This is a genomic window from Lysinibacillus sp. NPDC096418 (assembly GCF_044762775.1).
GTDB lineage: Bacteria > Bacillota > Bacilli > Bacillales_A > Planococcaceae > Lysinibacillus.
The window spans coordinates 172,649-194,269 of the sequence record NZ_JBIWEY010000003.1 but is presented as its reverse complement, the minus strand read 5'-3'; the positions used below and the strand labels follow the sequence as shown (position 1 = coordinate 194,269).

The 21,621-nt window shown below is 37.8% G+C and carries 15 protein-coding genes; 5 read left to right on the top strand and 10 right to left on the bottom strand.

The features are described 5' to 3' along the window. Positions 1-18: 18 nt before the first annotated feature. The 4 genes from ACIQZG_RS05215 to ACIQZG_RS05200 form a co-directional block, all read right to left on the bottom strand. Positions 19-3,072 carry an efflux RND transporter permease subunit gene (locus ACIQZG_RS05215; protein WP_402754109.1) on the bottom strand — a complete coding sequence of 1,018 codons (3,054 nt, stop codon included), beginning with the start codon at positions 3,070-3,072 and terminating at the stop codon, positions 19-21. Between the two features lie 156 nt (positions 3,073-3,228). Beyond that, on the bottom strand, positions 3,229-4,806 hold the full coding sequence (locus ACIQZG_RS05210) for a peptide chain release factor 3 (RefSeq protein WP_402754108.1): 1,578 nt from the start codon (positions 4,804-4,806) through the stop codon (positions 3,229-3,231). A gap of 361 nt (positions 4,807-5,167) precedes the next feature. Continuing rightward, on the bottom strand, positions 5,168-6,634 hold the full coding sequence (locus tag ACIQZG_RS05205; protein WP_402754107.1) for a UDP-N-acetylmuramoyl-L-alanyl-D-glutamate--2,6-diaminopimelate ligase: 1,467 nt from the start codon (positions 6,632-6,634) through the stop codon (positions 5,168-5,170). Between the two features lie 433 nt (positions 6,635-7,067). Further along, positions 7,068-8,456 (bottom strand): aldehyde dehydrogenase, encoded by a 1,389-nt coding sequence (locus tag ACIQZG_RS05200; RefSeq protein ID WP_402754106.1) that lies wholly within the window; start codon positions 8,454-8,456, stop codon positions 7,068-7,070. Positions 8,457-8,669: 213 nt separating this feature from the next. Here ACIQZG_RS05200 and ACIQZG_RS05195 point away from each other — a divergent pair, with 213 nt between their 5' ends. Next, the gene (locus ACIQZG_RS05195; RefSeq protein WP_402754105.1) at positions 8,670-8,831 is read left to right on the top strand and encodes a hypothetical protein; all 162 of its coding nucleotides are present in this window, start codon (positions 8,670-8,672) and stop codon (positions 8,829-8,831) included. 52 nt (positions 8,832-8,883) lie between these two features. Here the strand turns inward: ACIQZG_RS05195 and ACIQZG_RS05190 are convergent, their stop codons facing one another. From ACIQZG_RS05190 to ACIQZG_RS05175, 4 genes are all read right to left on the bottom strand, one after another. Then, positions 8,884-10,263 carry a right-handed parallel beta-helix repeat-containing protein gene (locus ACIQZG_RS05190; protein WP_402754104.1) on the bottom strand — a complete coding sequence of 460 codons (1,380 nt, stop codon included), beginning with the start codon at positions 10,261-10,263 and terminating at the stop codon, positions 8,884-8,886. A gap of 285 nt (positions 10,264-10,548) precedes the next feature. Then, complete coding sequence (locus tag ACIQZG_RS05185) at positions 10,549-11,784, bottom strand: IS110 family RNA-guided transposase (RefSeq protein ID WP_402754103.1); 1,236 nt, start codon at positions 11,782-11,784, stop codon at positions 10,549-10,551. 599 nt (positions 11,785-12,383) lie between these two features. Continuing rightward, positions 12,384-13,721, bottom strand: a complete 1,338-nt coding sequence (gene lpdA, locus ACIQZG_RS05180; protein WP_402754102.1) for a dihydrolipoyl dehydrogenase — start codon at positions 13,719-13,721, stop codon at positions 12,384-12,386. Positions 13,722-14,061: 340 nt separating this feature from the next. After that, a complete protein-coding gene (locus tag ACIQZG_RS05175; RefSeq protein WP_402754101.1) occupies positions 14,062-16,128 on the bottom strand; it encodes a catalase in 2,067 nt (688 codons plus the stop codon). 173 nt (positions 16,129-16,301) lie between these two features. Here ACIQZG_RS05175 and ACIQZG_RS05170 point away from each other — a divergent pair, with 173 nt between their 5' ends. The 3 genes from ACIQZG_RS05170 to ACIQZG_RS05160 all read left to right on the top strand — a co-directional run bounded on the left by ACIQZG_RS05170 (position 16,302) and on the right by ACIQZG_RS05160 (position 19,303). Continuing rightward, positions 16,302-16,937, top strand: coding sequence for a TetR/AcrR family transcriptional regulator (locus tag ACIQZG_RS05170; protein ID WP_402754100.1), 636 nt, complete (start codon positions 16,302-16,304; stop codon positions 16,935-16,937). A 94-nt stretch (positions 16,938-17,031) separates the two neighbouring features. Further along, positions 17,032-17,793: a VOC family protein gene (locus ACIQZG_RS05165; RefSeq protein WP_402754099.1), complete on the top strand. Its 762-nt coding sequence runs from the start codon at positions 17,032-17,034 to the stop codon at positions 17,791-17,793. A 43-nt stretch (positions 17,794-17,836) separates the two neighbouring features. Next, on the top strand, positions 17,837-19,303 hold the full coding sequence (locus ACIQZG_RS05160) for an MDR family MFS transporter (RefSeq protein ID WP_402754098.1): 1,467 nt from the start codon (positions 17,837-17,839) through the stop codon (positions 19,301-19,303). Positions 19,304-19,462: 159 nt separating this feature from the next. On the opposite strand, the gene ACIQZG_RS05155 is transcribed toward ACIQZG_RS05160, so the two are convergent. After that, entirely contained in the window at positions 19,463-20,524 is a 1,062-nt protein-coding gene (locus ACIQZG_RS05155) for an acyl-CoA dehydrogenase family protein (protein ID WP_402754097.1), read from the bottom strand. 20 nt (positions 20,525-20,544) lie between these two features. Further along, a complete protein-coding gene (locus tag ACIQZG_RS05150) occupies positions 20,545-21,063 on the bottom strand; it encodes a DUF4242 domain-containing protein (RefSeq protein ID WP_402754096.1) in 519 nt (172 codons plus the stop codon). A 125-nt stretch (positions 21,064-21,188) separates the two neighbouring features. Here ACIQZG_RS05150 and ACIQZG_RS05145 point away from each other — a divergent pair, with 125 nt between their 5' ends. Beyond that, entirely contained in the window at positions 21,189-21,617 is a 429-nt protein-coding gene (locus tag ACIQZG_RS05145) for a winged helix-turn-helix transcriptional regulator (RefSeq protein ID WP_402754095.1), read from the top strand. Positions 21,618-21,621 lie beyond the last annotated feature (4 nt).

Here is a 21,621-nt window from a genome sequence, read left to right as displayed (position 1 = left end):
ATTTCCTCCTACATCAAATTACGATATTCTTCTCGATTGTTTATCAATTAAACTATATACAATTGGCACAATATACAGTGTCAACAGTGTGGATACTACTAATCCGCCAATTACGGCAATCCCCATAGGCTGGTTCATCTCTGTTCCCTCACCAATGCCAAGTGCAAGTGGAAGTAAGCCTAAAATCGTCGTAAATGCTGTCATTAAAATTGGTCGTAATCGATCTTGCGTGGCCAGTAAAATCGCCTCATATGTCGTCATGCCCGCCACCTTTTGTTGATTGATATAATCAACAAGTACAATGCCGTTATTAACAACAATGCCGACGAGCACCAATATACCAATAACAGATGTCACGCCTATAAGTGTATTTGTCGCAAATAGCGCGATGGCTACTCCAATAATCATTAGAGGCACTGTAAACATAATAACGAACGGATATTTAAAGGACTCAAATTGCGCTGCCATAACGATATAAACGAGCACTACCGCAAGTGCTACAGCAAGCAACATATCATCGATTGCACTATCATAAAGCTCTCGATCTCCACTAAAGACGATTTGTGTTTCTGCCGGTAAGTTTGCTTGCTCAAGCGCATCATCCACTAAAGACGAAATACCACCTAGTGATTCCTTTGTTTTATACTCAACAAAAAATGCTACGGCTGCAGCCTGATCTGAACGTCTTATCGATACAGGTCCTTCCTGAATAGATACATCTGCAATATCCTTTAACTCCACAAATAGACCAGCCGGTGACCGTAACTGCATGTCTTTTAAAGCTTCAATGCTATTATTAAATGTATTTCCGAAACCCGTAAACACAGATAAAACAGTACCATCCTCAGCAATCATTTGAGTCGTTAGCTGCCCTCTAGTCATTTGATTGACGGTCTGTGCAATTTGCGCAGGAACAAAGCCGTAATCCTTGGCTTTTTCACGATTAACTTCAATCTGAATTTCCTGTATTATATTATCTAAATCATTCGAAACATCTGTTACCTGATCAATCTTTAGCAACTCCTGTCGTACATTTTCAACCGATTCATGTAATAGTTGTTCGTTTGAATCAGTCAAACGGAATGTTAGTGTATTCGGTGCAGAACCTGAAGACGTCGATACATTAAATGCAATTTCCGCTTGCTCTCCAAGCTCTGCTTTCAAATCTTGTTCCACCTCTTCCACAAATTCAAAAATGGAACGTTTACGATCTTCTAATGGCACTAATTTCACATACATTTCCGCTCGATTAGGACTTGTTTGTCCACGCGACTGTGACTGCTGTGTACCTCCAATTAAACTAACATAGACATCGACCTCAGCCTCTTGTTTCAATCTATCTTCTATTTTTGCAACGACTTTTTCTGTCTCCGTCACTGAAGAGCCATTTTCTAAATTCACACTTACAGATGCAAACCCTTCATCAGTTGCAGGTAAAAATTCCGTTCCAATTTTCATTAAACCGAATAAGGATAACGCAAAGAGAATTGTAGTCGTCGTAAGTACAAGGAATCGGTGGTGTAATACCCAAACAATAGACGACTTATAACCTTTGTAGAAACGCGACTCTTGACGAATTTCATTAATATTTTCTGGTTTTGTTTTGAGCAATCGGCTTGCTAACATGGGTACAACCGTCAATGCAACCGATAAAGAAGCAAGTAAACTAAAAGAAATTGTTAGAGCAAATTCAGTAAAAATTTTCCCAATCAAGCCTTCTATAAACATCACTGGAATAAAGACTGCAATTGTCGTCATAGTTGACGCTGTAATCGCCATCGCAACTTCCTTCGTTCCCTGTTTTGCTGCCTCAATTGGATCTTTGCCCAGCCCTAAATGCCGTTCAATATTTTCTATAACAACGATGGCATTATCGACAAGCATCCCAATACCAAGTGCTAATGCACCAAGCGTCATAATATTGAGTGTGAAATCTGCGAAAAACATCAACACAAACGTCACAATCACCGAGTATGGAATCGCGATACCAATAATAATTGGACTCTTCACGCCTCTTAAAAAGACGAATAAGATAATCATGGCAAACAGACCACCAAGAAGGAGTGAAGAACCAATATTATTAATCGCTAAATTTACATAATCTCCTTGATCTAATAAAATATCAGCTTTAATCCCACTATATTGTTCTTTCTTAAGAAGCTCGTCTAATGCCTTTTGAAACGCGTCTGACACCTGTGCGGTATTTGCACCTGATTCTTGGAGTACTGACATTAGTACAGCAGGATGCTCATTAGCACGCGTTTCAGTAGTAGATACTTGTTCAGCGCGTTCCACCGCTGCAATATCTCCTACAGTTAACGCCTTACCGTCCAAAGGATTTACCGACACAATTAAGTCTGCAATATCCTCCGGTGACGTTAAAGTGCTTAAAATACGCGTCGTCAGCATTTTCCCTTCCTCAGTAGATACTGGATCACCTGGCATTGAAATATTATTAGTTTGAATAATTTGCACGACGTCCGCTTGCGTTAAACCTTTATCGACAAGCTTTGCTTCATCAAGCGTTACTTGTACCTCTTCGACAAGTTTACCAGAGACGTTAACACTGGCTACCCCATCTGTACGACGGAGCTCTTTTTCTAAAGCTTCTGCTAGAACACGCACGTCGACATCGTTATTTTCTGCCCGTAGTGAAAGCTGAATAATTGGAAATTGTGCCGGGTCAAATTTTAAAAAACTTGGCTTCTCCGCATCACTTGGAAGCGGTGTCATATCTAGTCGCTGTAAAATATCAAGTTGTACGTCCTCTATATTTGTCGACCAGTTAAATTCTAAAACGATTAAATTTGCACCTTCTTGCGAGGTCGACTGCACTTTTTTTATGCCCGGCAATGTTGCTAGGCTAGTCTCTAAAGGCTTTGTTACCTTCTCATTAACTTCCGTCGGGCTTGCACCAGGATAACTAGTCACGACTACCCCAATCGGTGGATTTAACTCTGGGATGAGTGTGACGGGAATTTTCAGTAACGAAACGCCGCCCAATATTATTACTAGCAACATCGTCACAATTGTAAATACAGGTCTCTTGATGGAAAAATCACTAATACGCATATTAAGTAAACTCCTTTTTCTTCTCTTCTTTTCATGATTGCCGAAAAGGAGGATTTTCTATAAATTATTTCTTGATACTGTATGTATTCAACATTATTATCACTTTTTCCTTGTAAAAAAACACGAATCGCATAATTGTCGATTCGTGTTCCTTTATTATAGTAAGCTATATAATTTTATATTTTCATTTTTGTCAGCAAACCAACGCATAGCGAACTCGTTTTCAAATAAGAAAACATAATTGTCGAAGCGGTCTTTTACAAGCATTGAACGGCCAGAAGACATCGACTCTTTAACATCATCTTCATTTTCAATCCAGCGTGCAATTTTTGAACCGATTGGCTCCATTTTCACTTCAACATTGTATTCATTTTTCATGCGGTGCTCGAAGACTTCGAATTGTAATTGTCCAACTGCTCCAAGGATAACTTCTTCAGTGTGCAATGTTTTATAGTACTGTATCGCACCCTCTTGCACTAACTGTAGAATCCCTTTATGGAATTGCTTCGATTTCATAACGTTTTTCGCTGTAACACGGACGAATAACTCCGGTGTAAACTGTGGTAATTTCTCAAATTGGAACGTTTTCTTCCCACCTACAACTGTATCACCAATTTGATATGTTCCTGTATCATATAAACCAATGATATCGCCCGCAACCGCTACATCTACAGTTTCGCGATCATCTGCAAGGAATTGTGTAGATTGCGTTACTTTAAATGACTTTCCTGTACGAGATAATGTCATATTCATGCCACGTTCGAATTTACCCGATACGATACGCACAAATGCGATACGGTCACGGTGGGCAGGGTTCATATTCGCTTGTATTTTGAAAATGAAACCAGAAAACTCATCGTACTCAACAGGATCAATGAATTGCTCATCTTCTGTAATACGAGGCTGTGGTGTTGGGGCAAACTGTAAATATGTTTCAAGGAATGTTTGTACCCCGAAGTTCGTTAAAGCCGAGCCGAAGAATACTGGAGTTAATTCCCCACGACGGATTTTTTCTTCTGAGTACTCATTACCTGCTTCATCTAATAGCATGATATCATCCATCGCTTGCGTATAATAAGATGTTACTTTCATCGGATGATCGACAGCCAATTCGCCTTCCTCATTGATCGGCAAGAAACGTTCACCCTCATCCGTACGGAATTGTTCGATACGTTTATTATAACGGTCATAAATGCCAAGGAATTCTTTCCCCATACCGATTGGCCAGTTCATTGGATACGCATTAATGCCAAGTACTTCTTCTAATTCTTCAATTAGCTCAAGTGGCTCTTTCCCTTGACGGTCTAATTTATTGATGAATGTGAAGATTGGAATACCACGCATTTTACAAACTTTAAATAACTTTAACGTTTGCGCTTCAATCCCTTTTGCAGCATCGACAACCATTACTGCACTATCAACAGCCATTAATGTACGATACGTATCTTCTGAGAAATCTTGGTGCCCAGGTGTGTCTAAAATATTTACACGCGAACCATTATAGTCAAATTGCATAACTGAAGATGTTACTGAAATCCCACGTTGCTTCTCAATTTCCATCCAGTCAGATGTTGCAAATTTGCCTGATTTTTTTCCTTTTACTGTACCTGCGTCACGAATAGCACCGCCGAATAATAAAAGTTTTTCTGTAATCGTCGTTTTCCCAGCATCCGGGTGACTAATGATAGCGAACGTACGACGTGATAATATATCTTGTTCTAAATTTGAAGTCATTTTCACATTCTCCTTTTTTCATACCTACTAATAATAAAAGAAGGCTTACCCTCTGCACAACCTTTTTACTTAATAATTCAAAAAGAAAACCTTTTAGTGCATGACTAAAAGGTTTTCACATTCTGTTGATAAAGTATTTTATCCATAGAAATTGCACGAATAAATCATTCTTAAAATGGTCTCTTTGCCAAAATCCGTACTTGAAAGCTCCTTTAACTACAGTAACGTGGGTTGATTTCCTTTCCTGTTAGGCGCTTTTCAGGGTCGTCCGCCTAGAACGGAAATCAACGGGTCCCTTAAACAAACTCTCATAATCGTTTAAAGAATATATTGACGTTATTATTTTTCGAACAATTTCTTCTTACACAAATTTCAAACGACCTGCCTCCATAGCAATTTCTGCATCGCTATGTGGATATTTAGTATTCTCGATAATTTGATAGTCCTCGTGACCTTTACCAGCAAATATAATCATATCGTCCGGTTCTGCTATTGAAATGGCATGTCGTACTGCTTCCGCACGATCACCTATACAAGCATAGTTTTCATGTAGCATGCCTTTCGCAAGATCACCTGTAATACTATCATACGGCTCATAGCGTGGGTCGTCTGTCGTTAAAATTACATAATCCGCAGCAGATGCTTTTTCTGCCATTGCTGGACGTTTTGATTTATCTCGATTACCACCTGTACCTACTAAGAATATCAGCTTCCCTTTTTTATAAGGCTCAGCCGCTGCGATTGCTTTTTCAATTGCATCTGGAGTATGCGCATAATCGACAAAAATTTTCACTGGTAAGTCAGTTGGAACTTTCTCCATACGTCCTTTTACTGGTGGCAATTGCTCGACCTGCTCAATAATTGATTCCATGGAGTAGCCACGTCCATAAAATGACACCATTGCTGCAAGGACATTGTATACATTAAACTCACCAAGTAAATGCATTTTCACAGGGAATGTCCCCTCTGCCGTGACAACATCAAAATGCGTCATATAGTCATGATACTGGCAATTGATAGCACGGAAATCAGCCGTTTCATTTTGCAAACCATATGTCCATACCGGGAATGGCGTCATCGCTGCATAACGCTCAGACCAAGGATCATCTGCATTTAATACAACAAATTTATTTTTTTCTAAATCCTGTCCAAGTTGAGAAAATAGAAGACCTTTTGCATGTCCATATTCCTCCATCGTACCATGGAAATCAAGGTGGTCATGTGAAAGATTCGTAAAAATCGCTACATCATAATCGACACCAGCTAATCGTCCTAATGCTAGACCATGCGAAGAAACTTCCATCGTCATTAAACGACAACCTTCCATTTTCGCACGGAAAATCATTTGTTGTGTCGAAAGTGCATCACTTGTGGTATTTGAAGATTCATATAAAATCCCATTTAAATTAAAGCCAATTGTTCCTGTTAGTGCAGATTTCTCGCCCATACCTTGCATGATGTTTTGTATAATACCAGTCACTGATGTTTTACCATTAGTCCCTGTAACACCGATCATCGTAATATCCTTCGACGGATAATCAAAGAACTTCGCTGCTAGTAAGCCAACTGCACGCTCCGTATCTTTCACAATAACTTGTGCAATTGCGTCTGGCAAAGGTAGTACTCGCTCAGTTACAACAATCGTTGCACCACCTTCTACTGCTCTTTGTGCATAATCATGCCCATCTACTGTATAACCCTTTATACAAACAAACATACTATTCGGCTGTACACCACGTGAATCCACCACAATATCGCTCACTTGATCTGGTAATTCACCGACAATTTTTCTCAAAGGTAATGCACTCAACAATTCCTCTGCATACATTTCATAGTCCTCCAATCAATCTCTACATTCACTTTATCAAAATTTGTTGTTCTAACCTCACTAACGATTTTTCGACAACATTTGACAGAATGAATACCCCCACTATCTATTGAACTTATTTTACTACTTATCAACTCATAAATGAAATGCCTCAATACATGATTTTTCAATGTAAACGCTACCATTTTAGAAAAACATTTAATTTTATATATCATAACAAAATACGTCATTTATCGACACCATAAAATGTTGTATCATATTCGTAACTATGGTAATTTGAGGTGTATATTTTACTACAAATTGACTTATTACGAATGCGCAACAACTAGCACCATTGACAGTGAACTAGAATATGGGGCGACCATCCATATCAAATTACCATCTATCAAAAAAGGCTGTCTCCGCCAAGTAATAGTGGAGATAGCCTTTTTCCTTATTTCATAATTGTACGGATTAACTTTACTTTTTGTTTATAAGGTGGAAATAATACATTCGTTTCTAATTTTGAGGATTTTTTTAGTATAGATTTTGCATGTGTAAAATTCTCAAAGCTTGCCTTACCGTGGTAAGCCTTTGCCCCGGAGGGTCCTACGCCACCAAATGGCAAGTGCATATTTCCGACGTGGGTCACTGTATCATTAATGCACCCACCACCAAACGGCAATTCCTCTAAAAAGTAATTGATTGCTTTTTCATGTTCTGAGAAGAAGTACGCAGCTAACGGCTTCGGTAATTGACGAACTTGATGAATGGCAATACGTAAATCATCGTACACCATAATAGGTAATATTGGACCAAACAACTCGTCCTGCATAGATGGACTTGTCCACTGAACGTGCTCAATTACTGTTGGCTCAATATACAAATCATCTCGATCTGTGCGACCACCAAACGTAATCGAGTCACGTTCTTCCACTAAAATTTGTTGTAATCGATCAAATTGTCTCACATTAATAATGCGACCGTAGTCAGGACTTTTCAACGCATTTCTTCCGTAAAAAGTTCGAATTGTATCTTTTAATATTTTCACAAATGGCTCATACACATCTTTATGTACAAGGATATAATCAGGTGCGACACATGTTTGCCCTGTATTTGTGAATTTTCCCCAAGCCAATCGCTTAGCCGATACTTCTAAGTTCGCTGTTTGGTCAACAATTGCAGGGCTTTTTCCACCAAGTTCTAGCGCAAACGGTGTTAAACGCTCTGCTGCTGCACGCGCGACTACTTTACCTACAGCTACACTTCCCGTGAAGAATATATAATCAAATGATGCATGAATAAGAGCTGTAACTTCTTCTTTTTCCCCTTCCACAACACGTACAAAAGAGGCATCAAATGTTTCTTCGATAATTTTTTTCACAATCGCAGCAGTATGCACTGAAGTTTCTGATGGTTTTACAATAGCTGTATTGCCACCAACAATTGCGCCAATTAATGGCTCCATCACAAGCTGGAATGGATAATTAAAAGGACCGATAATCAGTGTTACACCATATGGTTCACGTACAATAAAACTTTTTCCCATTTGCAAATGAATTGGTGTCTTCACCGCTTCAGGCTTCATCCACTCATCTACATGCTTGACCATAAAAGAGATGCTATCGAGCACGATACCTACCTCTGTCGCATATGCTTCAAATTCACTTTTGCGTAAATCTAAATACAGTGCACTTAGTACTTCTTTTTCATATTTCAAAATGGTCTTTTTTAATTTCAATAATTGCTCTTTGCGAAAATCAATGTCTTTTGTTGCACGCGAAAAATAAAATTGACGTTGTTGTGTAATCATATTTTCTACATCTTGAGCAGTAAAATTCATAAATAAACACCTCTTTTTTATAATGGCATACATAAATTATAACTTTTGAAACAAACTATCTTTGTCTATAAGATTCAACATGACGTGTAAAAAACCTCTTTTTGAACAGGTTGGTGATATCTAAACACGATTCGTTATTCTCGAAAGGTTTACACGATTTACTTCAAGGGAAATGTGCAATTACATAAATACAATCGAATGGGGGAATTATTTATGATGATGACAGAAACTTGGTGGGAATCCATTTTTTCAGGTGCACTAGCTCACGGAATTAACGAGGATAAATTGCATCTATTACAGGACGAGGCATTCTTATATCTGTCAGTAGCACATTCAGAAGATCAAAAAGCGATTGAACCACATGAATTAAATTAAATTAAATATAGCGCATCTTAGGAATGGACTCCTATGATGCGCTTTCTTTGTTTTATTTATACAATATATTTTTCGGCTCACACGTTTCAAATTTGCCAAAACTTGTTTCATTTTCAAGTTTAGCACCACCTAAAACGACAACAGCAGCATTAATAGCAGCCTTACATTTCGTAAATGTATTACCACTACCTTCAAACTTACAATTTAGCGTATCTACTGCCGCACCACCTGTTTGAGATGTACATGCTTCAAAACTTGTATCTTTTAACATAATTTCAGCATCATACATATGCAGTGCACCACTCATTTGTGAGCGACTCTCTTTAAAACTACAACCTTCCATTATTAGCTTTACTTTCTTCACCTTACCACCTGAAATAAAGCCAAAGAAGTTGCGGGATTTCATATGTGCTGCCTCAGTTCCAGCAATATACATACTACCACCTTTACCAAGTGATGAATTATGCTCAAATACACAATTGCGTAAAATAAAGCTTTCGCTATTAGTAAAATAGACAGCACCACCGCGTTCCTCATCGAAACATTTCTCAAAGGAACAACTATCCATTTCGACCTGTACATTATTCATTTCCACAGCACGCACAATACTAGCACCAAAGAAATGAGCATTTTCTATTTTCAATTGAGAAATATTACGTAATGATAGCATTGTCTTATTAGCATCCATTGAAGCCATAAATCGTGCACCATCTGCTTTTAATATACCGCCATCGACGATAATCGATGCATTATTTGCAAACGTGACCTCCATACCATTTAAATCAAGCTCAGCTCCCTTACTAACAATAACATCTCCCGTAAAGAGTGTCGCATAATTAAGTTTACGTTTTTGTCCAGTTAGTAAGGTCATCTGTGCCATGCGATCTTGGTATATAAAATTCGGTAGGAAATAGCTAAGTGATGTTAGTGGAACTTCCACATTTTGCTCTAATGCGGCTTGTACAACTTTTAAACCAACCTCCACATCGTTACGAAGTATCGCTAAACGGAAACCACGTATAAAATGGATTTCTGCATAATTTAACTGTAAAAGTTCTTCAAATAGGACAAGTATCTCTTGCTCTTTTTCCGTAATTTTATGATCCTTTTGTGCTTGGCTATACAAGTCCAGCATAAAGAAATATTTATGAATCGGTTTACTTAAAACCTGTAGTAATTTATGTACTGTTTCATCTTCTGCCTGTAGTGCAACTTGAATTGCATGCTTTTTAAATTCCATAGGCAAATCTAATAGCGCCACCTGCCTTTTCAAATCATCTTTCGCCATCTCACTAGGATAACCTTTTACACATAACAGTAAAGCGTAACCAATTGCATACGTCTGCCGAAATTGTGCATCCTCATGAGCAAATGGATGTTTTTGATCTAATAACTCTTTCTTCACACGCTTCAAACTATCTAAAATAGACATTATATTCCCTCCGAATGGTCTCATATCTTAATTTATATCGGCTTATTTCCGGTGAATTCCAGAATTCTCATCCAAAAGGTTCATCAAAAATAGGGGATGATTACCGTACGCCAGCGTACTTTCCTAGGGGCGTCCGGTAATCCACTTTGGAATAAACCAGCTAATAGAATGTCAAGAAAAACATTTTTAATCAAAAAACACTTCATGTTATACTAAAAATGTTCAACACAAATAACCCTCCTCATTTTATGTGGAAGGTTTTTGTTTTATTTGAAAATACTGTTGTTAAATAGTTTCTTGGAACGGTGTTTTTGTTTTTAAAATCGCATAAATCCAGTGTAAAAGCTTATTAGCACAAGCTATAATAGCTACTTTATATGGTTTACCTTCCTCGCGTTTCAATTCGTAGAAGGCTCGTAATCGTTTATTTCGTGCAATAGTTTCATCTGTTGTTTTCTTTTTACGACTATCACGAATTGAGCAGCGAACAGCTGTGTAAAGCATATGCCGAAGCCTAGCTGAGCCACGTTTGGTAATGTGATTGTTTGTGCCTTTAAAGCGCCCAGATTCAAACACACTGGGATCTAGTCCTGCAAAAGCTACTAACTTTTTGGGATGATTAAACCGGTCAATTTCCCCAATTTCTGAAAGTATCGTGGCAGCGATTTTTTCACCTACGCCGGGAAGTGACTGGATTAATTCATATTCTTCGAGTTGTGCCGCCAATTGATCAATCTCACGCTCTAACGTAGAAAGTTGTTGGCGGTACGCTTGAAGTAAATCAATATACATATTCAGACTGACGAGAAGGCTTTGATAAAGCGTTGACTGAAATAGGTTGCGTTCTGCAGCTGCGATTAATACTTTAGCTCTTTCTTGCGCCCAATTAAATGAACGTGCTTTACAATGCCTATCAATAAATTGTGCAATCTCTTCTACACCTGCGTCTAGTACTGATTCGGATGTAGGGTAGGACTGTAAAGTCCTTAATGAAATCTCAGCGTATAAATCTCCAAAAACTCCTTTATACTCGGGGAATACTTGATCTAATACTGCTTGAAATTGTAGCTTTGTTTGAACCATAATGCCCGTCATGTTTTCGTGTTGCCTTGTCAGATGTCGAAGGTTTAAAAGCTTAATCCCACGCTTTTTCTGAGGCTCCAAATCCTCTTTGTAATACAGCTCACCTAAGTGATAGGCATCAATGGCATCAGTTTTAGTTTTTCGTAAGTTAGAGCTTTTTGCTCGATAAGATACCAGTGGATTTACGATTATGACAATGTACTCTCTTGCCTCTAAAAACTGTACAACTGGGGCATGATAGTGACCTGTCGCTTCTAAAACAATAGGTGGTTTCATCCCTGTTTGACGCTCTAAATCTAGTAAATAAGAGTGTAACTCTTCTAATCCTTCCACCGTATGATCAACTTTCACACTGTTTTTATAGGGCATTTTTTTATCCAAGAACATTTGAACCTGACTTTCACCTTTTGCGATATCCAGGCCAACAACTGGATTCATGTTTATCTCCTCCTTAGGTAATGGATTGACCGGTAACCTCTATCTAGCTTGTCATTCATATGTTCGCTTGTTATACGGGATCACTATGTCCCAACCAGCCTAATCATGTGTTAACAAGTAGAGGGTGAACATGTTAGTTGTCGGGATCGAGTCCCACAGGTGCTTCCGTTCTACACCGGCTACTATCAATCTATAAATTGAATAAAAAATAGTCAACCAGATTTCTCTGGCTGACCTTATAATACGAACAGGTGTTTTATAAGTGTCTGCTACAGGTTATTAGACATAAAGGCCTGTGCTGCTGTCGCTTCGCTTATGCACAGATAAATTATGACAGGACAGGACGTGACGCTATTAGCCTTCATTCCCCCTAAACACTGGCGCCACTCCTATCAACAAACGTTTTATTTAAAATATCAACTCCTCCATTTGGTGAAGAACCATCCAAAACCTTCTTTTACTACTAGTAATCAAAATTATGTAGCCTTTTTCAACAATCATACACAGTTTTCAAATACAACAAATCAAATTTTATGAGTAATCTAGTTTTATAGCAAAAAAAATCACAGTTCTTAAATTCGAACCGTGATTTCTTATTTTTATAAGTGAATTGCCTTGCCGAAAACTGCCTTTGCTGCATCCCCTACATGTTCGGATACGGTCGGATGTGGGAAAATCATTTTTGCCAACGCGACCGCCGTTCCTCCTGCATTTTTCGTTGCTAAGATTGTATTTAAAATTTCTGTTGCCCCATCTCCAACAACGCAAGCACCTAAAATACGCCCATCGTCTTTTGTAACCATCAGCTTGACAAAGCCCTCAATATTCCCTTCCATTAAAGCTTTAGGATTCGTGCGAACTGGGATTTTCGTCACTGTGTAGGCTACATCGATTTCTTCCTCTAGTAAACCAAATGTCGCAATCTCCGGGTGCGTGTATACACATCGTGGAATCGAAGTTTGATCAATCGTTTCCGGTTTCTTCCCCAAAATATGCTCAACAACATGGATACCTTCTGCACTTGCTGCGTGCGCTAGCTGATAACCACCTACTAAATCACCAATCGCATAAACATGAGGTTGACTCGTTTCAAGATGCTCGTTCACAGCAATTAACCGTCCATCAAAATGTAAATCAAGCATTTCAGCAATTTCCGTATTTGGACGGCGACCTGTCGCAAATAATAAATTTTCGTATGTATAAACACCTTTAGACGTATGAATTTCGTTCCCATTGAAATACTCAAATTGGAAATCCGTCACAAGCTCAATCCCAAGCTTCGCCATTTTTTCACGAATAATTGGACGTGCATCAGGTTCTTCTGTTTGTAAAACATCTAAACTATGATTGAGCATCGTCACCTTCGTGCCAAGTGGCGCCAAGCTAAATGCCATTTCAACTGCAATTACGCCACCACCAATAATCGTTAACTGCTTGGGTAGCTCCTTCATATCAAAAAATGTATCCGTTGTAAAATATGTAGATGTTTCTAAACCCTTAAATGGTGGTACAAATGGTTTACTTCCTGTCGCTAAGATAATATCTTTTGCTGTTAAGGTTTCTGTTCCAACAGTAACCGTTAAATCATGTGCAACTGACGCTTCTCCACGATAAAATACAATTTGATTACTAGCAATAAATTCTTCGATATTAGCTAGTAACTCAGCAATCACACCATCTTTTCGCTGCATCAAACGCGGGAAATTAATGTTCACAGTTGGTGTTTCAATCCCCCAGCCATTGCCACGTTCAATTTCTTGTACAAGCTTACTATGCTCCAATAAAATTTTTGATGGAATACAGCCTACATTATAGCAAGCGCCTCCAACTTTTCCACGTTCAATCAACGCTACTTTCATACCATTTTTCGCTGCATGAATGGCAGCTACATATCCCCCAGGTCCTGCACCAATAACTGCTAAATCAAAGTTTTCCAAAAAATTCACCTCATGTATCACCTTATCATTTACAAAATTTGAATGCAATGGTAGTAATATTTCCTTATAAGAAAATGTATTTCAAAATGTTATTAATAAAATATGTATTTTATAGATTTTCAACTTTCACCTCTAGAAAGGAACAGTATTAGATGAGCTTCCTTTCCTAACCGTCTTCATTACTCGAAACCTCCCAAAATTATTATGAAACTGACGCCTTTTATAAGGTTAAAAGCCCGTTTCTTTTTCCTACAACGCACCATCATTCATGTTCCTTTTCAGTTAAACTACCATAAAAAAACACGAGAACGCTTTAAGCATCCCCGTTTAAACGAACTTACTAATAGATATCCCTGTCCCAAAAACGCTGCTTTGCGATAGCATCCACAAATTTTTTCCCAAAATCGGCGTTGCCAGTAGCTATTACAATACCCGGACCAAGCTTTGCATTTGAAGCACTGAAAAATGGTACACCTGTTGTTGCAACGCCAATTGGTTTATAATGGCGAAATGCTTGATTAATATATATTTGTATATCCTGATTGAATTTCGCTTGATTATCTGCTTTAACACCGACAACATATAACGCATCAAACAGTACCGAATCTGTCGTTTGATAAGTTTCTGTTGCAGTTAATTGAACGCCATCCTTACTCTTAATAGCCCCTAATCTTTCCGCAATAATACTATATCTTACGCCATATTTTGTTAATACCTTCAAAACATTATTTACTTCTGTGCCATCAAATCCGTCACCTATAAGCACACCAACTTTAAGTGTTTGTGGCAATTTCACTGTATTTGCTTGGCTTAGAGCAGGTGAAGATAGCGTAACGTTTATTTGTTCGCCAACTGGTTTATTTACCCCTACATTACTAGCAATTATGGTAGCCATTTCTTTATCCACCCGAACAAACATATTGACAACTTGTTGCCGAACAGATTGGCTTTTCACCTTACCAACCTCGAAACTAAACGCATTGATAATATGTTGCTTTTCAGGTGGTGACATACTGTTCCAAAATAGCCTTGCTTGTGAGAAATGATCGTCAAAGGATTTACTTCGTGAACGCGTAATGCGCCCTTCCACTTTTTCCTCATAATGAACAAATCCACCTTCAGCAGCAGTGGATGTAGAAGGTGTATTATTGGCAAGTGAATTTTTATGATAACTAACTCGACCTACATTAATTGTTTGACGACTAAACCCGTTTCGCTGATTATTATGGATTGGACATATCGGTCGGTTAATAGGAATTTCTGCAAAGTTCGGCCCACCCAATCGAATAAGCTGTGTATCTAAATATGAAAATAATCGCCCTTGTAACAGCGGGTCATTTGTAAAATCAATGCCAGGTACAACATTCCCCGGATGGAAGGCTACTTGCTCTGTTTCTGCAAAAACATTGTCAACATTACGATTCAATGTCATCTTACCAATGATTTTTACAGGAACCATTTCCTCAGGCCAAATTTTAGTTGCATCCAAAATATCAAAATCAAATCTGAATTCTTCATCTTGCTCAATCATTTGTATACCCAGCTCATACTCTGGAAAATCTCCAATTTCAATGGCTTCCCATAAATCACGCCGTTGAAAATCGGTATCTTTCCCTGCAATAATTTGTGCTTCATCCCACACAAGTGAATGAACGCCTAATACTGGCTTCCAATGAAACTTTACGAATCTGGACTTACCTTTATCGTTTATGAAACGAAACGTATGGACACCGAATCCTTCGATCATTCGATAGTTTTTCGGAATAGCTCGATCCGACATTAACCACATTATCATATGTGCGCTTTCCTGATTATTCGCAACAAAATCCCAAAATGTATCATGTGCGGTAGCTGCTTGTGGCATCTCATTATTAGGTTCTGGCTTCGCGGCATGGATTAAATCGGGAAATTTTATGGCATCTTGGATAAAAAACACCGGAATATTGTTACCGACTAAATCATAATTGCCTTCTTCCGTATAAAACTTTACCGCAAATCCGCGCACATCTCGTGCAGTATCCATCGAACCAAGACTCCCGACAACATTCGAGAATCTTAGAAAGACAGGCGTTTTTGACCCTACTTTTTGTAAGAAGCCCGCTTTCGTATATTCTTGCATAGATTCATACAGCACAAATTCCCCATGTGCTGCATAACCCCTCGCATGTACCACACGCTCTGGAATCCGTTCATGATCAAAATGTGTAATCTTCTCTCTAAAATGAAAATCCTCCATTAATGTTGGACCTCTTACCCCAGCCTTTAATGAATCCTCATCATTTGAAACTTTAATACCTTGATTTGTCGTCATCTTTTTCCCATCATTATCTACGCGAAATTGTTCGAGCTGTTGATCCTTAGCATTTCCATCTGCACTATTCCCCGAATTTGACCAAGGTTTATCCACGAAAATCCCCTTTCGTTACTTAACAATTTTCATTTCAATTATGTTCAATAAACAATATATGTTTTTAGTATAGAAACATACTTAGAGAATTTTTAAAATAAAAACATTGACCATATTAGTCAACATTTGTTAGAATGACCACACTGGTCAATATCGACGAGAGGAGGCTAATTTTGTACCCATCATTTCTAAAATTAAACGAGGAAAAACAACGTAGTATTATAAACGCAGCGTTAAATGAATTTTCAAAGCAACCTTACGAAGCAGCTTCAACAAATAAAATTGTGAAGGAAGCTGGGATATCTAAAGGACTTATTTTCCATTACTTTGGAAACAAAAAAAACTTATATCTCTTTTTATTCGACTATGTATTTAATAAATATTCTGAAGCAACTTTTGAAAATTTTGATTTGACTGAACCAGATGTTTTCAAACGCTATAAGCAGTTAATCTCCATTCAAATAAATATAGTTCAACAAAATCCTGCATTTTTTAGCTTCATGAATATGGTGCACATCGAAAAAAGCCCAGAAGTATTATCTGAGCTTGAAACAAAACAATCTCTTAATGGAGAAAATAATTATGACAAATTTTTAAAGGGTATTGATTACTCCCTTTTTAAAGAAGAGATAGACACAAAATATGCACTAAATACGATTAAATGGGTTTTGGATGGCCTTTCTAATCAGTATAACCAACAATATAAGGAATCCAACTATGATATTGATATCTACTATACATTAGCCGATCAATGTGCAACAGAAATGGAGGAGTACTTCCATTTCTTAAAACCATTATTTTATAAATAGGTCACTATGTCATCAAATCGTTTCTTATAAAACTAAACAGCGATTGTTTTAAAGCTTGGCGTAAAATACGTTTTTACTAAAGTGAGGGAATTCCTTGAAAATTGATCATTTAGTTGTAAATGTAGATAATTTCGTTCAAAAAGATAAAGGCATTATTGATAGTATCCATTCCATTGGTTTACCCTACAACCCTAAAAAAGGAAAAGGTACAAAGGGGTTTAAAGTTTCAAACATATGGATTGGAAATGAATATTTTGAGTTTATTAGTATTAAAACGAACGACGGTGGCGGTTGGTTAAAAGATTGGACGATGAAGTATCATGATGGACATAGAGGTTTGATTGGTTTTTGTTTAGAAGTTGATGACATAGAAGAGTCTTACAAAAATCTACTTCAACAAAATATAAATGTTGTTCCACCGAAACCACTGGAATTCCGTTGGTTTTTCAATCTCTTAAAAAAGACGATGCCTTGGCGTAATTTATATTTGCCTGAATTTCAAGGTGTACCTTTTCAATTCTTTCTTCAACAAATTGATGATGAGAAAACAAAGAAGTATATGAAAAAACATATGGTACCCAACAGTATAGAAAATGAAATTAGTGGTATTTCAGAAGTAATGATTTATGGAAAACTTACAATAGAAGATAAAAAATTGCTAAATGCTTTATTTATGAATTATGAGGATAAAGATGGTATATTAACAATCTGCCTAAAAAAACAGAGAATACGTTTTATCCAATCCGACCAACATAAAGTGGAGGTAAATTTAACATGTAACCATAAAAATTTCGTGAATAAGATGGTTACCATTGAAAACCTTCAAATTCAAAATTTGGACAGCTCATTCGAGTGAATAGATTGGTATATGAACAACGATTAAGACAAGGAGAAATTATATGACTTTGAATGATCCATTTAAACATGTAAAAAAAGGACCTATGTTGGTGGTTATGCTATTCGGGGCGTTCTTTTCATTATTAAATGAAACGCTACTTGCAACGGCATTACCAGAAATCATGGTTCACTTTTCAATAGATGAAACGCAGGTACAATGGTTGACAACTGCATTCTTACTGACAAACGGGATAATGATCCCAATTTCAGCCTTTATTATTGGAAAATTTACAACTCGTCAAATTTTTATTTCAGCCATTGCCGTCTTTACATTCGGTACAGCTGTGGCAGCATTTTCAGACTCTTACACACTTCTATTAATTGCTCGTATTGTGCAAGCGATGGGCTCGGGTGTCATGATGCCTCTGATGATGACTGTCCTTCTAACAATGTTCCCTGTTGATAAACGCGGAGCAGCAATGGGGATGATGGGACTTGTTATTTCCTTTGCACCTGCTATTGGACCAACATTATCGGGTTATTTGGTGGAATATTTTAATTGGCGCATGCTGTTTTATGCGGTTCTGCCGATTGCAATTTTAACATTGATTCTATCGATTTTCTTTATCTCTAATGTTACAGAGCGCACAAATCCAAAGGTTGATATTATTTCTATTTTAATGTCTTCTTTTGGTTTCGGTGGATTGTTATACGGATTTAGTGCTGGTGCATCACGTGGATGGACAGATACACTTGTGCTAACTTGTATAATTGGTGGCTTTATTATTATTGGGTTATTCACGTGGAGACAGCTTCGTCTTGAAACACCTTTATTAGAATTCCGCGTATTTAAACACAAAGACTTCACATTAGGTGTCATTATTAGCGTATTTGTCATCATCGCTATGATTAGTGCTGAAACATTGTTACCAATGTATGTGCAACTGGCTCGTGGATTATCTGCTATTGATTCCGGTTTAATGCTATTGCCTGGAGCCATTGTTATGGGGATTATGTCGCCCGTTTCAGGTATTTTGTTTGATAAATTAGGTGCTCGTAAAATGGCAGTCCCAGGAATGCTTATCGTGATTTTCACAACATTCTACTTTACGACACTTTCCGCTGATTCATCAATGACCATGCTGACAACTATGTATGCTATTCGTATGTTTGGTCTATCATTAGGGATGATGCCAATTATGACACATGCCTTAAATCAGCTACCACAAACATTGAATGCACATGGTTCTGCCATGGCTAATACGATGCAGCAAGTGAGTGCTTCGATTGGTACAGCTATTTTAATCACGATTATGTCACAAACGGCCAAAAACTTTAAACCTGATATGGAAAATTACAGTGGATTAGACACTGCAACAATGCAAAGTGCGATTGCTTCTGATGCGCTCATCTCAGGCTACGCAGCAACATTCGTTGTCGCGACAGGTATGGCAGTAATTGGTTGGATTCTAGTATTTTTCTTAAATAAGAAAAAACCAAGTGACAAAACACAAATGATGCAACATTAAATAAACAAGAGACAAACCTTGATTTGCCTTTCAAGGTTTTTCTCTTTCATTTTACTACTAATCAATTACGTCCAGATTTTGTATTATGCTTGGCAATTGGCTCCTTTCAAAATCTGTGACATCCTTTGGAAGCTTTAACATGTATCAGTGGATGTTTGGTCATTTGCTGTTGCATGTTAAAGTTTTTGTCATTTTTTCAAGCTGGCGTACGGTAGGCGTCAGATTAGCAAAAAAGTATGCCTCACGTAGCTTGCGAGAAGGGGTACTTCCAGCAATATATCCCGCTGACCCATTGTGAAGCATATTTGCCTGTACCGCTTCTAATGTTTCATACACCGCCTGTAAACGGATTTTGCTAATGGCGTTTAATGTTATCTCACCCGATTGAACAAGTAACGCTAAATGTGTCTGTAAGCTTTGGAGTTTCACTGAGAGAACATCTGCTTGTACTTGTAAGTATTCATTACAGCCATTCTGTTTTGCCTTTACTTTTTCAATCCCTTCCACTGAGGCTTCGACAACACCGAAGCCAAGTGGCACTTGATATAAGATAAATGTTGGACGAATTTGATCAACAAATGTACTAGCATTATGTGAAACTACGTAGTCGTCTGCAACAAATACGTTTTCAAATTTACATGTATAGGTCGCACTGCCATTGACACCTAAGAAGTGTGTTTTTTCTTTTAGCGTAATATTAGCATTGTCGGTATTTACGAACACCATCACTTCCTGCTCTTCATTATGGGCAATCGCACCGAACCAATGATTATTGCCTAAATTCGATACAGCTGGAAGTACGCCATCCAAGACATAGCCACCTTCAACACGCTTTGCTGATAAATGTAACTTTTCTAACCCTGCGTAAAACTTCATCGGATTGGAAAGCCCTGTTGCGCCGAGTACTTCACCGTTCTCAAGTAAAGGTAATATTTTTCCACGTAAGGCCGCATTTTTTGTTTTACGAATATATGTCAAAGCAGCAAGGTGGCACCATAGGCAAAATGCAGTTGTCATACAAACTTTTGCCGTTTCTTGTACAATTGTTAGCTCATCTAGAAGCGTCGTTTGTTCATTCTTTTGTGATGAATCAAAAAATCCTGACTTGCCTAATGCATGCAAAAAGTCTTCCGCATAAAGAGCTTCTTCGTCAATTCTCTTCACAAACGGTTTTAACTTTTCATCGATTAAAGCTTGTAAAACTACTACATCTACTGCCATGGTTTCCACTCCTACGTCTTTTATTTATCTGCTAATTCTGTTAAAGAAGTAATTGGTGTTTGTACTGCTTCACGTGCACGTTTTACAGCAGCTTCATCAGGTGCATCATAGAAGCATAAGCATTTCGTCATATCTTCACATACGTACGTACGAGAAAAGTGTACTTCTGGTACTTCTTCGTAATGTACTGAGTTTTTCTTTTTACGTGCAAGGTATTGATCCATCGTAATTTCTGCTGGAATCTCCCATTCTACTAAATAGTTCACCACTTCTTGGTTTTGCTTTACATCTTCAAGTTTTTTCCCGACTAAACGAACCTCTTTAACTAAATCAATTTGCACATTTTCAGCTGCTAATGCCTGTGTTGCTCGTACTTCTTCATGCGTTTCCACGATAAAATACGCGCGGCTAAAATCTTTTGCTACCTGAACTTCAATTACTTTTACGTCTTGTACGTTTCCTACACGTTCCACTAGTGCTGTAAATTGTTCTTTGTTTGTTACTTCGCTTACTGTTGATTCTACTAAAAATAAACTCATAGTAAATACCTCCGAATAGTTAGTTTTTGTTCTTGTGAGTTATTTTATTATACTTACTTAATAAAAACAACTGAATTTACTAAAAATTATAATTTATGCTACACTACAGCATGGAGGGAATCATTATGAAAACACGTTATGACTTACCATGCAACATTGCTCAAACCCTAAATATTATTGGTGATCGCTGGACACTGCTAATCCTACACGAGCTATTAATTGGCCAAACAAACTTTAATGACATCAAGATAAATTTACCCGGACTATCTGCAAATTTATTGTCTGCCCGTTTAAAATCGTTAGAGGAAGCAGGGCTTGTTGAAGCTACGCTATATTCGGCGCACCCACCGCGCTATGCCTATTCCTTAACAGAGTCTGGGAAAGCTTTAGATCCAGTTTTTAACGCTATTATTTTATGGGGTAGCGAGCACTTAGATCCATGCTATAAAGAAATCGTTGACGCAAACACAGGTGAAAGAGTAGAGCTTGGCTATTACTCAAAAAATACCGGTGAACGCATTGAAAACATACAAATTCGTGCAATTAAGAAATAGCTGA

Bases quoted from the DNA above. Each gene is read 5' to 3' on its own strand.
- ACIQZG_RS05185 (WP_402754103.1), bottom strand. From the start codon at position 11,784: ATGAATCCAGTTGTTGGCCTGGATATCGCAAAAGGTGAAAGTCAGGTT.
- ACIQZG_RS05145 (WP_402754095.1), top strand. From the start codon at position 21,189: ATGAAAACACGTTATGACTTACCATGCAACATTGCTCAAACCCTAAAT.
- ACIQZG_RS05160 (WP_402754098.1), top strand. From the start codon at position 17,837: ATGACTTTGAATGATCCATTTAAACATGTAAAAAAAGGACCTATGTTG.
- ACIQZG_RS05195 (WP_402754105.1), top strand. From the start codon at position 8,670: ATGATGATGACAGAAACTTGGTGGGAATCCATTTTTTCAGGTGCACTA.
- ACIQZG_RS05155 (WP_402754097.1), bottom strand. From the start codon at position 20,524: ATGGCAGTAGATGTAGTAGTTTTACAAGCTTTAATCGATGAAAAGTTA.
- ACIQZG_RS05200 (WP_402754106.1), bottom strand. From the start codon at position 8,456: ATGAATTTTACTGCTCAAGATGTAGAAAATATGATTACACAACAACGT.
- ACIQZG_RS05210 (WP_402754108.1), bottom strand. From the start codon at position 4,806: ATGACTTCAAATTTAGAACAAGATATATTATCACGTCGTACGTTCGCT.
- ACIQZG_RS05190 (WP_402754104.1), bottom strand. From the start codon at position 10,263: ATGTCTATTTTAGATAGTTTGAAGCGTGTGAAGAAAGAGTTATTAGAT.
- ACIQZG_RS05150 (WP_402754096.1), bottom strand. From the start codon at position 21,063: ATGAGTTTATTTTTAGTAGAATCAACAGTAAGCGAAGTAACAAACAAA.
- ACIQZG_RS05205 (WP_402754107.1), bottom strand. From the start codon at position 6,634: ATGTATGCAGAGGAATTGTTGAGTGCATTACCTTTGAGAAAAATTGTC.
- ACIQZG_RS05215 (WP_402754109.1), bottom strand. From the start codon at position 3,072: ATGCGTATTAGTGATTTTTCCATCAAGAGACCTGTATTTACAATTGTG.